This window comes from Streptomyces sp. NBC_01017 (genome assembly GCF_045162795.1).
GTDB classification, from domain to species: Bacteria; Actinomycetota; Actinomycetes; order Streptomycetales; family Streptomycetaceae; genus Streptomyces; species Streptomyces machairae.
Map to the genome: position 1 here is coordinate 7,864,849 of NZ_CP108683.1, position 14,446 is coordinate 7,879,294.

Below are 14,446 nucleotides of genomic sequence, written 5' to 3' on the forward strand. Positions count from 1 at the left end.
GGAACGGATTATCCCGCTTCCCGAGAACCGCTCCATCATGTAACCTGCACGAAATTTTGCACTCACGCAGAGGGCCAACGTCGTCCCTCGGCAATTTGCATATGCCAGATGACGACGACGGGAGAGCCGATGCGTACGCCGCGCCAGCCGTCCCAGCACTCCACGAATGGCCAGAACTGGTCGTTCATGGATGCTCGCCCTGCTGCGCAGGGTATGTACGACCCCCGCAACGAGCACGACGCCTGTGGCGTCGGCTTCGTGGCCACCCTCACCGGCGAGGCGAGCCACACGCTGGTCGACCAGGCGCTCACCGTTCTGCGCAATCTCGAACACCGCGGCGCCACGGGCTCCGAGCCCGACTCGGGCGACGGCGCGGGCATCCTCTCCCAGGTGCCGGACGCCTTCCTGCGTGAGGTGACCGAATTCGAGCTGCCCCAGGCCGGTGCGTATGCCGTCGGTATCGCCTTCCTGCCGGAGGGCGGGACTCAGGACGCCGTCTCGCAGATCGAGACGATCGCGTCCGAGGAGGGCCTGAACGTCCTCGGCTGGCGTGAGGTCCCCGTCGCCCCCGACCTGCTGGGTGCCACCGCCCGTTCGACGATGCCCGCCTTCCGGCAGGTGTTCGTCGCGGACGGCTCCTCGGAGGGCATCGACCTCGACCGCAAGGCCTTTGTGCTGCGCAAGCGCGCCGAGCGCGAGGCCGGCGTGTACTTCCCGTCGCTGTCGGCCCGCACGATCGTCTACAAGGGCATGCTGACCACCGGCCAGCTGGAGCCCTTCTTCCCGGACCTGTCCGACCGCCGCTTCGCCTCGGCCGTCGCCCTCGTCCACTCGCGCTTCTCCACGAACACCTTCCCGTCGTGGCCGCTCGCGCACCCGTACCGCTTCGTCGCGCACAACGGTGAGATCAACACCGTCAAGGGCAACCGCAACTGGATGCGGGCCCGTGAGTCGCAGCTCGTCTCCGACCTGTTCGGCTCCGACGACAAGGCCCTTGAGCGCATCTACCCGGTGTGCACGCCCGACGCCTCCGACTCGGCGTCCTTCGACGAGGTGCTGGAGCTGCTCCACCTCGGTGGCCGCTCGCTGCCGCACTCCGTGCTGATGATGATCCCGGAGGCGTGGGAGAACCACGACTCCATGGACCCGGCCCGGCGCGCCTTCTACCAGTTCCACTCCACGATGATGGAGCCCTGGGACGGCCCGGCCTGTGTCACCTTCACCGACGGCACCCAGGTCGGCGCCGTGCTCGACCGCAACGGTCTGCGCCCCGGCCGCTACTGGGTCACCGACGACGGCCTCGTCGTTCTCGGCTCCGAGGTCGGCGTCCTCGACATCGACCCCGCCAAGGTCGTCCGCAAGGGCCGCCTGCAGCCCGGCCGCATGTTCCTCGTGGACACCGCCGAGCACCGCATCATCGAGGACGACGAGATCAAGGCCCAGCTCGCGGCGGAGAAGCCGTACGCCGAGTGGCTGGAGGCCGGCGAGATCGAGCTGTCCGACCTGCCCGAGCGCGAGCACATCGTGCACACGCACGCGTCGGTCACCCGCCGCCAGCAGACCTTCGGTTACACCGAGGAGGAGCTGCGTGTCATCCTCGCGCCGATGGCCAAGGCCGGTGCCGAGCCGATCGGATCGATGGGCACCGACTCGCCGATCGCCGCGCTGAGCGACCGCCCGCGGCTGCTGTTCGACTACTTCACCCAGCTGTTCGCGCAGGTCACCAACCCGCCGCTGGACGCCATCCGCGAGGAGCTCGTCACCTCGCTGTTCTCCTCCCTCGGCCCGCAGGGCAACCTGCTGGAGCCGACGGCCGCGTCCTGCCGCAGCGTCACCCTGCCGTTCCCGGTGATCGACAACGACGAGCTGGCCAAGCTCATCCACATCAACGCCGACGGCGACATGCCCGGCTTCAAGGCCGCGACCCTGTCCGGCCTGTACCGGGTGCACGGCGGCGGCGACGCGCTGGCCGCGCGCATAGAGGAGATCTGCACCGAGGCCGACGCCGCCATCGAGAACGGCGCCCGCCTGATCGTCCTCTCGGACCGCCACTCCGACGCCGAGCACGCGCCGATCCCGTCGCTGCTGCTCACCGCGGCCGTCCACCACCACCTCATCCGCACCAAGCAGCGCACCCACGTGGGCCTGCTGGTCGAGGCCGGCGACGTCCGCGAGGTCCACCACGTCGCCCTGCTCATCGGCTTCGGCGCCGCGGCCGTGAACCCGTACCTGGCGATGGAGTCCGTCGAGGACCTCGTCCGCGCCGGTACCTTCCTGCCGGGCATGGAGGCCGAGAAGGCCATCCGCAACCTGATCTACGCCCTCGGCAAGGGTGTCCTGAAGGTCATGTCCAAGATGGGCATCTCCACCGTCGCCTCCTACCGTGGCGCGCAGGTCTTCGAGGCCGTCGGTCTCGACACCGCCTTCGTCGAGAAGTACTTCAACGGCACGGCCACCAAGATCGGCGGCGTCGGCCTCGACGTCATCGCCAAGGAGGTCGCCGCCCGCCACGCCAAGGCCTACCCGGCCTCCGGCATCGCCCCGGCGCACCGCGCGCTGGACATAGGCGGCGAGTACCAGTGGCGCCGCGAGGGCGAGCCGCACCTGTTCGACCCGGAGACGATCTTCCGCCTCCAGCACTCCACGCGCACCGGTCGCTACGACATCTTCAAGAAGTACACCGAGCGCGTGAACGAGCAGTCCGAGCGCCTGATGACGCTCCGCGGGCTCTTCGGCTTCACGTCCGACCGGCAGCCGATCTCCATCGACGAGGTGGAGCCGGTTTCCGAGATCGTCAAGCGCTTCTCCACCGGCGCCATGTCGTACGGCTCCATCTCCAAGGAGGCGCACGAGACCCTCGCCATCGCCATGAACCAGCTGGGCGGCAAGTCCAACACCGGTGAGGGCGGCGAGGACGCGGACCGGCTGTACGACCCGGCGCGCCGGTCCAGCATCAAGCAGGTGGCGTCCGGCCGCTTCGGTGTGACCTCCGAGTACCTGGTCAACGCCGACGACATCCAGATCAAGATGGCCCAGGGCGCCAAGCCCGGCGAGGGCGGCCAGCTGCCCGGCCACAAGGTCTACCCGTGGGTCGCCAAGACGCGTCACTCGACGCCGGGCGTGGGCCTGATCTCCCCGCCGCCGCACCACGACATCTACTCCATCGAGGACCTGGCTCAGCTGATCCACGACCTCAAGAACGCCAACCCGCAGGCCCGCATCCACGTGAAGCTGGTCTCCGAGGTCGGTGTCGGCACGGTCGCCGCGGGTGTCTCCAAGGCGCACGCGGACGTGGTCCTGATCTCCGGTCACGACGGCGGTACCGGTGCCTCACCGCTCACCTCGCTGAAGCACGCCGGCGGTCCCTGGGAGCTCGGTCTCGCCGAGACCCAGCAGACCCTGCTGCTCAACGGCCTGCGCGACCGCATCGTCGTGCAGACCGACGGCCAGCTCAAGACCGGCCGCGACGTTGTCATCGCCGCGCTGCTCGGCGCCGAGGAGTTCGGTTTCGCGACCGCGCCGCTCGTCGTCTCCGGCTGCATCATGATGCGCGTCTGCCACCTGGACACCTGCCCGGTCGGCATCGCCACCCAGAACCCGACCCTGAGGGACCGGTTCTCCGGCAAGGCCGAGTACGTCGTGAACTTCTTCCAGTACATCGCCGAAGAGGTCCGCGAGATCCTCGCCGAGCTGGGCTTCCGCTCCATCGAGGAGGCCGTCGGCCACGCCGAGACCCTCGACGTGACCCGCGCGGTCGACCACTGGAAGGCACAGGGCCTGGACCTGGCCCCGCTGTTCCACGTGCCCGAGCTGCCCGACGGTGCGGTGCGCCACGCGCTGGTCGAGCAGGACCACGGCCTGGCGAAGGCGCTCGACAACGAGCTCATCAAGCTCGCCGCCGACGCGCTCGCCGCGGACTCCGCGACCGACGCCCAGCCGGTGCGCGCCCAGATCAAGGTCCGCAACATCAACCGCACGGTCGGCACCATGCTCGGCCACGAGGTGACGAAGAAGTTCGGTGGCGCGGGCCTGCCCGACGACACCATCGACATCACCTTCACGGGCTCGGCGGGCCAGTCCTTCGGTGCCTTCCTGCCGCGCGGTGTCACGCTGCGCCTGGAGGGCGACGCCAACGACTACGTCGGCAAGGGCCTCTCCGGCGGCCGGGTGATCGTCCGTCCCGACCGGGGCGCCGACCACCTCGCCGAGTTCTCGACGATCGCGGGCAACACCATCGCGTACGGTGCTACCGGCGGTGAGCTGTTCCTGCGCGGCCGTACGGGCGAGCGGTTCTGTGTCCGCAACTCCGGCGCCACGGTCGTCTCCGAGGGCGTGGGCGACCACGGCTGCGAGTACATGACCGGTGGCCACGCGGTGGTCCTCGGCGAGACGGGCCGTAACTTCGCGGCCGGCATGTCCGGCGGTATCGCGTACGTCATCGACCTCGACCGCGACAACGTCAACGTCGGCAACGTGAGCGCCGTCGAGGCCCTCGACGACACCGACAAGCAGTGGCTGCACGACGTGGTCCGCCGCCACCAGGAGGAGACCGGCTCCACGGTCGCCGAGAAGCTCCTGGCCGAGTGGGAGACCGCCGTCGAGCGCTTCAGCAAGATCATCCCCAGCACGTACAAGGCAGTGCTCGCCGCCAAGGACGCCGCCGAGCGAGCCGGTCTCTCCGAGACCGAGATCACCGAGAAGATGATGGAGGCGGCGATCAATGGCTGACCCGAAGGGCTTCCTCAACCACGGGCGCGAGGTCGCCAAGTCCCGCCCCGTCGACGTACGCCTCAAGGACTGGAACGAGGTCTACGTCCCCGGCTCCCTGCTGCCGATCATCAGCAAGCAGGCCAGCCGCTGCATGGACTGCGGCATCCCGTTCTGCCACAACGGCTGTCCGCTGGGGAACCTGATCCCCGAGTGGAACGACTACGCCTACCGCGAGGACTGGGCCGCCGCGTCGGAGCGCCTGCACGCCACGAACAACTTCCCGGAGTTCACGGGCCGCCTGTGCCCCGCTCCGTGTGAGTCGGCGTGCGTGCTCGGCATCAACCAGCCGGCCGTCACCATCAAGAACGTCGAGGTCTCGATCATCGACAAGGCGTGGGACAGCGGTGACGTCGAGCCGCAGATCCCGGAGCGCCTGTCCGGCAAGACCGTCGCCGTCATCGGCTCGGGCCCGGCGGGCCTCGCCGCCGCCCAGCAGCTGACCCGGGCCGGCCACACCGTGGCCGTGTACGAGCGCGCGGACCGCGTCGGCGGCCTCCTGCGCTACGGCATCCCCGAGTTCAAGATGGAGAAGCGGCACATCAACCGCCGTATCGAGCAGATGCGCGCGGAGGGCACCCGCTTCCGTACCGGCATCGAGATCGGCCGCGACCTCAAGGCGACCGACCTCAAGAAGCGGTACGACGCCGTCGTCATCGCCGCCGGCTCCACGACCGCCCGTGACCTGCCGGTCCCCGGCCGCGAGCTCAAGGGCGTCTACCAGGCCATGGAGTACCTGCCGCTGGCGAACAAGGTCCAGGAGGGCGACTACGTCACCTCCCCGATCTCCGCCGAGGGCAAGCACGTCGTGGTCATCGGCGGCGGCGACACCGGCGCCGACTGCGTGGGCACCGCCCACCGTCAGGGCGCGGCCTCCGTCACGCAGCTGGAGATCATGCCCCGCCCCGGCGACGAGCGGAACGCGGTCGCGCAGCCGTGGCCGACCTTCCCGATGCTCTACAAGGTCACGTCCGCGCACGAGGAGGGCGGCGAGCGGGTCTACTCCGTCTCCACCACCCACTTCGAGGGCGACGAGGACGGCAACGTCCAGTGGCTGCACCTCACCGAGGTCGAGTTCATCGACGGCAAGCTGACCCAGAAGCCGGGCACGGAGCGCAAGATCCCCGCCCAGCTGGTCACGCTGGCCATGGGCTTCACCGGCCCCGACCGTGACAACGGCCTGATGGACCAGTTCGGCCTGGACCTCGACGAGCGCGGCAACATCGCCCGCGACGCGGACTTCCAGACCAACGTGCCGGGTGTGTTCGTCGCCGGTGACGCGGGCCGTGGCCAGTCGCTCATCGTGTGGGCCATCGCGGAGGGCCGCTCGGCCGCCCGCGGCTGCGACCGCTTCCTGACCGGCGTGAGCGAGCTGCCCGCGCCGATCCGGCCGACGGACCGCGCCCTGATGGTCTGACGGCACCACAAGTGACCTGACGGTCACTCATATACGTCCCGTACAAAGGCGTACGGAACACAGACGGCGCCTGCCCACAGTCCCCGACCGGACGAATGGGCAGGCGCCGCCGCCTATTCGCTGCTACTTCTTGCCGGGCCACACCCAGGTGACGATGACCGCACCGGCGATGGCGAGGACGCCGAGGAGCGCGAGCCACCGGGCCCACTCCACGAGGCGCCAAATACGCCGGGTGCGGTCCTTCTCGTAGCGGAGCAGCCTGCCCGCTTCCAGCATGATCTCCTCGCCCGGGCGCCCGTGCACGGCGCGCACGCTGAGCCACGAGCCGACGATCAGTGCCACGAAACCCGCACTCAGCAAGCCGATCACGGTCCAGCGCGGGGCACTCTCAAGCTTGCTCAGGTCTTCCTGCCCCTTCAGCACGAAGATGGCGGTGAGCACCCCGGTGAGTGAGGCGAGGAAGTTGCGGTAGCCCTCGGCCTGGTGGAGCGCGGCCTGCAACTGCCGTTCCGGAGACTCCATCTCGCGAACGCGACGGTCGGCATCCCGCAACTGTTGTGGGGTGAATGTCATGGGGTGGGCCCGTCGTCGAGGGTGGGCGGGGCGACGACGAGCAGGGCTCCGCAGCCGAACTCCTCATGCGGTGGCCGCCCCAAATGTGTGGTCCGGCATCGGCAGAGCGTGTGGTAGGCCTGCGGACCGGGTTCGTTGCGTCGCCCGTGGAACCCACCTTTGGCCAGCAGATGCTGGCCGAACGTCCAGTGCCGTGTCATGGCACAACCGCACACCGGGCAGGTGCCGGTGGCCTCGTAGGAGACCTCGTCACTCGTCTCGACGCGGGTCCACTGGAAGGTGAGCGGGGTGGGGTGGGCGGCGTCGGAGTCATAGGGGATGGCCGTGCTCATACGGGTGAGCTCTCTTCCGGACGGAGGCCGAGGGGAGCAAGCCCGTCGGAGGGAAGTTCGAGGGAGAAGAGACGGGCGTAGCGCGCCAGACGCTCCCGGACCTGCTTCTCAGTCAGGTCCGTTTCCTCGGCGCACAGCAGCACATGGTCGTGATCGACCGGGCCGGACAGCGCGGGTGCCCGTCCAGTGAGCTGTCGGGTGAGAATGATGACATCTCGCCAGTCCGGGGCGAGCTCGTCTTCGCATTCGTTCGGTGGAGCCGTGGCCACGTTCAGCCCCAGGCAGCGGAAAGGCGCGTAGCGGTTGTAGGCCTGGCCGAGCGTCCAGCCGAAGCGGCCCGCGGTGAGGACGAGTTCCAGAGGGCCCATGGTGCCGCCGCCCAGCAGGACCCCCGCTTCGAAAGCCGCCAGATCGAAGGTGTTCGGCACCAAGGCTTCGAGGAACTCGCCCTCCACTCCGTCGAGTTGGCCTGGCGGGGCGGGTGCCCCCAGGACGGTGAACTCCTGTAGGCGGCGGTGCGAGTCGCTCACGGACGAGCCGTCGGCGACGGCATGCTCCAGTAGATCGAAGATGGTGAGGACCTTTTTGAACTCGGAGTTGTTCGGTGTCAGCGCGTGAAGGTCGGTGAAAGTGGCCTGGAGGGAGAGGGCCTCGGGAACTGGTCGGACAATTCGCAACGGAAGGTGGCGCTCCTCGTCCTCGAGATATTCGTAGACGTTGCCCAGCGGAAGGTCCGTACTCGCGCTGGTCGCCAGTGCGTGGACGTAGGTCAGACCGGCTGTGTCAAGCGTTCTCCCCGCGAGCCGACCGCTGTGGAACAAAAGAGACTTCACCATCGCTGTCTGCTTGATCACATCGTCGATACGGTCCGAGGCATCGGGTGAGAGCCTCCCGCAGACCTGCAGCATGTTCACTTGGTTCCTGGCCTGCTCCGCCGCTTCGGGGCGGACACGGTACCGGTCGGGCTTCAAGAGGAATACGCATTCCCAGGGGCCGACGGGGACGGCTTCCTCCTCCAGCGCCCCGAGCAGGGGATTCTCTGCTGAGGGGATCCACTCCTCCGCCTCCGGTGGGAGCTCCGGCGCCACGACCTGGGTGGCAGGAGCGGACCGATTGATCTGCTCGACCTGGGCTTTCAAGGTGGTGCTTGCGGCCTGAGCGAGTTTCACGACATGGCCCAGGGGGATGCGTCCTTCCATCCAAGGGGCACGCTCGTCGAGATCTCTGGACAGGAGGAAACGTTCCGCGGCGCTGAGCTCCCCCTGCTCTCGAGCCGCGGGGGTCGGCTCCGCTGCCAGGGACCAGCCGAGCGGGGCGAAGTGCTTGACCCGGTCCACCAACTCGTCGAGCGAGTAGTGGCCGACGCGGGACAGCAGGTCCACGGGATGGATGATGCCGGACCGCTGACCGAACATGAGGCCATCGCCGGTCAGGGTTATCTGATCGGTTCTCGTGACACGTTCGGATGCCAGGTGCTGGTCGAGTTCGGGTGGTGCGGGCAGAGCCGGATCCAGTGCGCGGAGCCTTTCCAGCAATTCGCATGCTCTTCCCAGAGGGATCTGGTGCTTCACGGAGATCATGAGCAGGGGAGCATGGAAAGCAAGGGGCTTAGCTTGCCGTGCGGACGCGTATTCGGCGTAGAGCTCGGCCATGGCTTCGTCCGGCCGGACGTCCCGCAATGATCGGATGTCGTCCACGGTCGGCACCAGGAATCCCGCCACGGCGTAACGGCGCCACGCGCGCACCAACTCACCAAGGGAAATGCGCCCCAGGTAGGCGCCGTTCAATGCAGTCGCCCAACCTCTGGGTTCATCGTTGTGGAACAGCAGAGAGTCGAGGCTCATGGGGGTCGGATAGCTTCCGGGAGCGAACGGCTCCGTAACAGTGCTGGTGGCAAGTCTGGTCTGCTGCCATCTGCCCAGCAGAGAGCTGCCAGAACTGTCTTTGTTGCCGTCCAACTGCATCGGCGTTTCGCTCCAGTCCAGGAGGGATTCGTCGATGGGCAGGCAGCCCACTCGGGACAGGGGCAGTCGTCGGGGCAGGAACCGATCCCCTTGCTCGGGAGGCTCGAGCCGAGCGCTGGTGTGGTCGGGGAGGGCGTCCAGCACGGCCACGGCGAGGCGGGGCACGCTCTCGGAGAGCTGCCAGAGCGAGTTCAGCGAGACTTCGTCCCACTGAGCGCATGCCCTCGGCACGCTTCTCAGCAGCTCCCGCATCACCAGCTCGTCGTCGTACGACCGCATATTGTTGCGGTCGACACTGGGTTCCGGCCGATGCCGCTCCCGCAAATTGGCCACATACCCGTACACCGCCGGTGCGTCCTTGACCACGACGCCGTCCAGCAAGAGCTTTCCCTGGCCCTGGACCAGCCAGGCGTCGTCGTGGGCCCGCGCAGGCTCCCCGTACCAGGCGGGCTCCGTGACCCGCAACTCACCCGGCCGCCAGGTGACGGACCGTAGGACTTGTCCGGGATCGTTCTGATCGCACTCGGTCGCCATCACCGTGCAGTCACTCACCCAGAGCTGCGACTCCAGGGTCTCCACCAAGGAAGGCAGTGTCTCGTCCGGGCTGAGGTAGAGCCGTACCAGGGTGCCGCCGCCCAGGGTGACTTCCGGATCGTCGCCGATACGGAGCAAGCCCGAACCCGACTGGATGTCGGCCCGCAGTGTGTGCGGTTGCTCGGGGCGGCCGTAGCGGTCGACGGCGTTCGTCCACACGACCACCTCGTCGGCAAGCATGAAGTAACTGAACACCCCGATGCCGAAACGGGAGTTGAGGGGCATCTCTTGAAGCCCCGCCCGCCGCCAGTTGCGCCGCTCCTGCACGAACTCCGGGTCCTGCTCGTACCGTCGGCCCGCTCTGGCGAACATCGACGTGAGTTTGGCGCGCGTCATTCCGGAGCCGTTGTCCCGGCATGCGATGTACGGGCGGCCGTTGTCGTCCCAGCCCTGTGTGAAAGTGATCGTCGGTTCCCAATCTGGGGCGCGACGGCCCTGGGCCACGCCGTACCGATGACGCATGTCCCGGTGCCGGCAAGCGTCGAGGGCGTTCTGGTAGAGCTCGCGTACGGCGAGCATGCGATCGCCGTACAGCTGGGTGCCCATGAGCAGCGGACGGATCTCGTCCTCCGCCAGCCGGAACCGCTCCAGGGGCTGCTTGTACCGCTGGTTCAGGGGCACAAGCTGATCGGTCGTGACCTGTTCCGGCAGGCCACGCAACAGGGCGGTCGGCGAGGTGCGCTGCTTGTGCCACTCCGCCCGGAGCGCGGCGACGGTGTTGTTGGCGTAACCGACGAGTTCCTCGATGGCCACGTGAAGCGCCGGATGCGGGCAGTCGAACCGGACTGCCGGCCGATAGACGGCGTCCGTAGCGTCCACGGGTGTGTCGTCATACCCGAATTCTGCCGACAATGCGGCCACGATGCTGCGGGGCACGAGCTGTTCGTGCGCTCCCAGATGGTCGACGAGCACCCCGGACATCCGGCGCGGATCGGCGGCCAGTAGCCCGGAGATCCACAGCAGCAGCGCGAGTTCGGGGGCCCGCCACTGGCTGCCGCGCATGGGCGGGTAGGTGTCCCACGCGTCCCCACTCTGTGGGTCGTTGATGCGAGGGCTGCTACTCGGGTGCACGGTGACGTGCGCGAGAACCTGGCGGAGCTGCCCGTCGACGCGACGCCGGGAGGTCTCGCCGGGAGGCTTGCCCGACGGGTTCTCGGCCCCGGCGAGCACCACGTCCACGACGTGGTCGAGTAACTCGTCCACCGCTGGGTAGTCGCCGGTGCGCTCCCACAGCGGGTCCCAGTCGGCGATGAATCGGTGCCGCAGCCAGTGGTCGGCGGCCACGGCCTGCTCCCGCAGGTTTCGGCGGCGCAAGGTGTCGGTCGTGCGGCGCACCTGCGAGTGGGCGCGGCACACGTCCTTGGCCGCGCCCCGTACGTGGGCCTCTGTGTCGACGTGACCGGCCTCGTCGCCATCCGTGTCCATCCGCTCCGGGAGAATGCGACGCAGTTCCTCCAGAGCGACCGTGACGAGGCCCTCGTGGACTACAGGGCCCGCCAGCAGAGCGGCGGTCTCAGCCGGGGAGAGCAGGTCACGGCCCTTGAGCCGGGCTTGCTTCACCAGGTTGCCGAGCCGGTCGACCATGCGGACCGGCCAGTTGGGGTCGGTCCAGGGATCGTCGCGGTGAGCTCCGGCACCTTGCAGCGTGCCGGCCACGTACTCGACGAGCGAGGTCAGACCGTGCTTGACACGCCGGTGGACCTCCGCAGTGCCCGACGTGTGGTCCCACAGCAGGGACGTCTCGATCATGGTTGTCCAGCGGCTCGCCTCCCGCGAGCCCTCGCACAGCACCAGGGGGTCCTGTGCGTCGCTCGTCCAGCCGTGAGGGGTATACGGCTCGATCGTTGGCGGGGCCATGCCGAACGTGTCCGCCATCCGGATCACCCGGCCGCGAACGTATCTGACGACTTCGGGGAAGGTGGTTGGCGGGCTCGTCGGCCCCAGTGCCTCGGCCAGGGCCCGGCCGAACCAGCTGCCTTTCTCGGGGTCTGCGTACGAGCGCTCTCCTTGGGCGCAGCTGTGCAGCCAGTACACGTTCTCGTGGCGCGAGAGCAAGGTCGTGCGCTCCTGCTCCACCTCCGGTGGAGTCCCCGCCGACGTCCGGCAGATGTCGAGGCACACGACCACCGTGCATTCGCTGCGCAGCCCGGTGAGCAGGCCATCGGGGTCGGCAGGTATGAGCGTACGACTGAGCAGTGCATGGCCGCCGTCGGGTAACTCGTCCCCGGGCTGGGCGTCCCGCGGCAGCAGGTGGTCTCGGCCGTCCACTGTCTCGCCGTGGCAGGACAGATAGACGACAGCGGTGTCTCCGGGGGCGCACGAGGAAAGGAACTTGTGCAGTTTTCCCAGCAGTTCGGAGCCCCCGGGGTCGAGCACGGGTGTCACCTCGTACCGGGACTGCCTCAGCGCGTTGCCGACGAGGGCCACGTCCTGCGGCGCACAGGTGAGCGGGGGGAAGCGCTGCGCGAGACGCTCGTCCTCCTCCAGCTCGGGGGTGCGCGAGATGCCGACGACCAGTGCGCGCCGCTGCCCCTTGTGATGCCGAATCGAACCCATCCCGCCCCCCAGCGATCGTGCCGATCCCGACATGTTGCCATCGACGGTGCGGGTGGCATCGTTGAATCCCGGCATCTGCTGAGCAGGCCTTGCGCTACTCAGGGCACCTTGTACGTCTCCCCGGGAGCGTGCCCAGGTACGCCTTTGGGAGGTCCAGCGTGCCAAACCGTCGCGACTGGCGAGGCGGACAGCCGGGGTCGACGCCAGCGCGGCCGGGCCAGGCGATGTCCTCGACGGCGTACAGGTCAGGCAGGTACGGACGGCAGCTGCGCGATCGGTTTGTCGTCCGCCGACCGCTCCTGCTCGGCCCAGCTGTCGGCCTCCTGGCGGAACGCCTGCTGTGGGTAGCGATGGGGGGCCGCCCCTCAGCCCGTCAGTTCCGACACCTTCACGACCGCGAGCACCGCCAGCAGCACCAGTACGCCCGCGCACGCGGCCGTCTGGATCAGGGCCTGGCGCGGGCCGCGCGGGGCGTACGCATAGGCGAGGGTCACCGCGGCTCCCGTCAGCAGTCCGCCGAGGTGGCCCTGCCAGGAGGTGAGGCCGGCGGAGAGCAGCAGCCACAGGAGAAGGAACGCCATGAACCGGTTGACGGCTCTCATGTCCGCGCCGATCCGGCGGGCGAGGACGTAGTACGCGGCACCGAGCCCGAAGATCGCGCCCGACGCGCCGACCGAATCCACGTTCACGTCCCCGAGCAGCAGCTGGAGCACCGACCCGCCCACCGTCGCCAGCAGGTACAGCGCGAGGTAGCGCACCCGTCCCAGCATGGGCTCCACGACCCGGCCGAGCTGCCACAGCGAGAGCATGTTCATCACGATGTGCAGCAGCCCGAAGGTGCCCTCGGTCGGCGGCAGGTGGAGGAAACCGCTGGTCAGCAGCCGCTCCCACTGTCCGGCGACCAGGCCTTCGGCGTGGAAGTCCGAGGGGTGACCGGAGACGTAGATGTAGTAGCCGCCGTCCGGCCCGACCAGCCGGGCGCTGAGCATCGAGAACCGGTCGAGGATCTCCGGGCGCACCACCTCGGCCAGATAGGCGAGGACGTTGAGCCCGATGAGTACGGAGGTCACGAGCGGGGTCGCGGAGATCCGCCCACCGACGAGTGTCCGGGCCTGCCGCACCGACCGCGAGCCCTCCTTCACGCACTCCACGCACTGATGGCCGACGGCCGCCTCGCGCATGCAGTCCGGGCAGATGTACCGGTCGCAGCGGGTGCAGCGGACGTGGGACTCCACCTTCGGGTGGCGATAGCAGGTGGTGACGTCGGGCCTGATGGCCTCGGACTCTGCGGACTCGGGCTCCACAGCCGGCTCCTCAAAGGACTGGACGGACGATGAGCCGGTGGGGACGGCGGCGATCAAAATAGCGAACACCTGTGGGCGGAGGGACAGGTGGGGCCGGTGGTGCCGTAATCTCGGCAGCCGTACGGACGCACTTGGGGGAGAACGTATGGCGGCGATCAGTCTCAGCAAGGTCGAGGAGACCGCGCCCGCGCTGGTCAGCCTGTACAAGAGCGCCGGGGTGTCGCTGCGCAAACACGGGCTGGACGGGGTGCGGGCCGCGGTCTATCTGGTGGTCGACTACTCCGGTTCGATGAAGCCGTACTACAAGGACGGCAGCGTGCAGGCGCTCGCCGACCGCGTGCTCGGACTGTCGGCGCACTTGGACGACGACGGGACCGTGCCGGTCGTCTTCTTCTCGACCGACGTCGACGCCGAGACCGAGATCGCGCTCGCCGGCCACCAGGGGCGGATCGAGCGCATCGTGGCCGGGCTCGGCCACATGGGCAAGACCAGCTACCACCTGGCGATGGACGCCGTCATCGACCACTACCTGGACAGCGGATCGCGGGAGCCGGCCCTGGTCGTGTTCCAGACCGACGGCGGGCCCATCAACAAGCTCGCCGCGGAACGGTACCTGTGCAAGGCGGCCCCGCTTCCGCTGTTCTGGCAGTTCATCGGCTTCGGGGACCCGGCGAGCCGGCAGTTCGACTTCCTGCGCAAGCTCGACGAGCTGGCGGTACCGGGCAAAAGGGTGATCGACAACGCCGGGTTCTTCCACGCCGGTTCGGATCCGCGGCAGGTGTCCGACGCCGAGCTGTACGACCGCCTGGTCGCGGAGTTCCCGAAGTGGCTCGTCGCGGCCCGGGCGCAGGGGATCGTACGGCCCGCCTGAGCCGTCGGCGGCCTGTTCGCCCCGTTGGCGTGGCCCGTGGGGCCATGTCACCCTGTGGGTGATCCGAC

At 68.6% G+C, this 14,446-nt stretch carries 7 protein-coding genes; 3 read left to right on the forward strand and 4 right to left on the reverse strand.

What is annotated here, in order from left to right; all coding sequences use genetic code 11:
- The first annotated feature begins 129 nt into the window (after nucleotides 1–129).
- Both gltB and OG331_RS36110 read left to right on the forward strand, forming a co-directional pair.
- Complete coding sequence (gltB, locus tag OG331_RS36105) at nucleotides 130–4,728, forward strand: glutamate synthase large subunit (protein WP_406210517.1); 4,599 nt, start codon at nucleotides 130–132, stop codon at nucleotides 4,726–4,728.
- Nucleotides 4,721–6,184 (forward strand): glutamate synthase subunit beta, encoded by a 1,464-nt coding sequence (locus OG331_RS36110; RefSeq protein WP_406204279.1) that lies wholly within the window; start codon nucleotides 4,721–4,723, stop codon nucleotides 6,182–6,184. Before gltB ends, OG331_RS36110 begins: the two co-directional genes overlap by 8 nt.
- Before the next feature lie 123 nt (nucleotides 6,185–6,307).
- On the opposite strand, the gene OG331_RS36115 is transcribed toward OG331_RS36110, so the two are convergent.
- The 4 genes from OG331_RS36115 to OG331_RS36130 form a co-directional block, all read right to left on the reverse strand.
- Nucleotides 6,308–6,706 (reverse strand): hypothetical protein, encoded by a 399-nt coding sequence (locus tag OG331_RS36115; protein WP_406204281.1) that lies wholly within the window; start codon nucleotides 6,704–6,706, stop codon nucleotides 6,308–6,310.
- 47 nt (nucleotides 6,707–6,753) lie between these two features.
- Nucleotides 6,754–7,089 carry a hypothetical protein gene (locus OG331_RS36120; RefSeq protein WP_406204284.1) on the reverse strand — a complete coding sequence of 112 codons (336 nt, stop codon included), beginning with the start codon at nucleotides 7,087–7,089 and terminating at the stop codon, nucleotides 6,754–6,756.
- Entirely contained in the window at nucleotides 7,086–12,203 is a 5,118-nt protein-coding gene (locus tag OG331_RS36125; RefSeq protein WP_406204287.1) for a caspase family protein, read from the reverse strand. The genes OG331_RS36120 and OG331_RS36125 overlap by 4 nt, the downstream gene beginning before the upstream one ends.
- Before the next feature lie 365 nt (nucleotides 12,204–12,568).
- Entirely contained in the window at nucleotides 12,569–13,507 is a 939-nt protein-coding gene (locus OG331_RS36130) for a rhomboid family intramembrane serine protease (RefSeq protein ID WP_406204290.1), read from the reverse strand.
- A 145-nt stretch (nucleotides 13,508–13,652) separates the two neighbouring features.
- Between OG331_RS36130 and OG331_RS36135 the strand changes: the two genes are divergently transcribed.
- Entirely contained in the window at nucleotides 13,653–14,378 is a 726-nt protein-coding gene (locus OG331_RS36135; protein WP_406204293.1) for a vWA domain-containing protein, read from the forward strand.
- Nucleotides 14,379–14,446 lie beyond the last annotated feature (68 nt).

Excerpts from the sequence above, each read along its gene's own strand:
- OG331_RS36125 (WP_406204287.1), bottom strand. The coding sequence starts at position 12,203 with ATGGGTTCGATTCGGCATCACAAGGGGCAGCGGCGCGCACTGGTCGTC.
- gltB (WP_406210517.1), top strand. The coding sequence starts at position 130 with ATGCGTACGCCGCGCCAGCCGTCCCAGCACTCCACGAATGGCCAGAAC.
- OG331_RS36120 (WP_406204284.1), bottom strand. The coding sequence starts at position 7,089 with ATGAGCACGGCCATCCCCTATGACTCCGACGCCGCCCACCCCACCCCG.
- OG331_RS36115 (WP_406204281.1), bottom strand. The coding sequence starts at position 6,706 with ATGGAGTCTCCGGAACGGCAGTTGCAGGCCGCGCTCCACCAGGCCGAG.
- OG331_RS36135 (WP_406204293.1), top strand. The coding sequence starts at position 13,653 with ATGGCGGCGATCAGTCTCAGCAAGGTCGAGGAGACCGCGCCCGCGCTG.
- OG331_RS36110 (WP_406204279.1), top strand. The coding sequence starts at position 4,721 with ATGGCTGACCCGAAGGGCTTCCTCAACCACGGGCGCGAGGTCGCCAAG.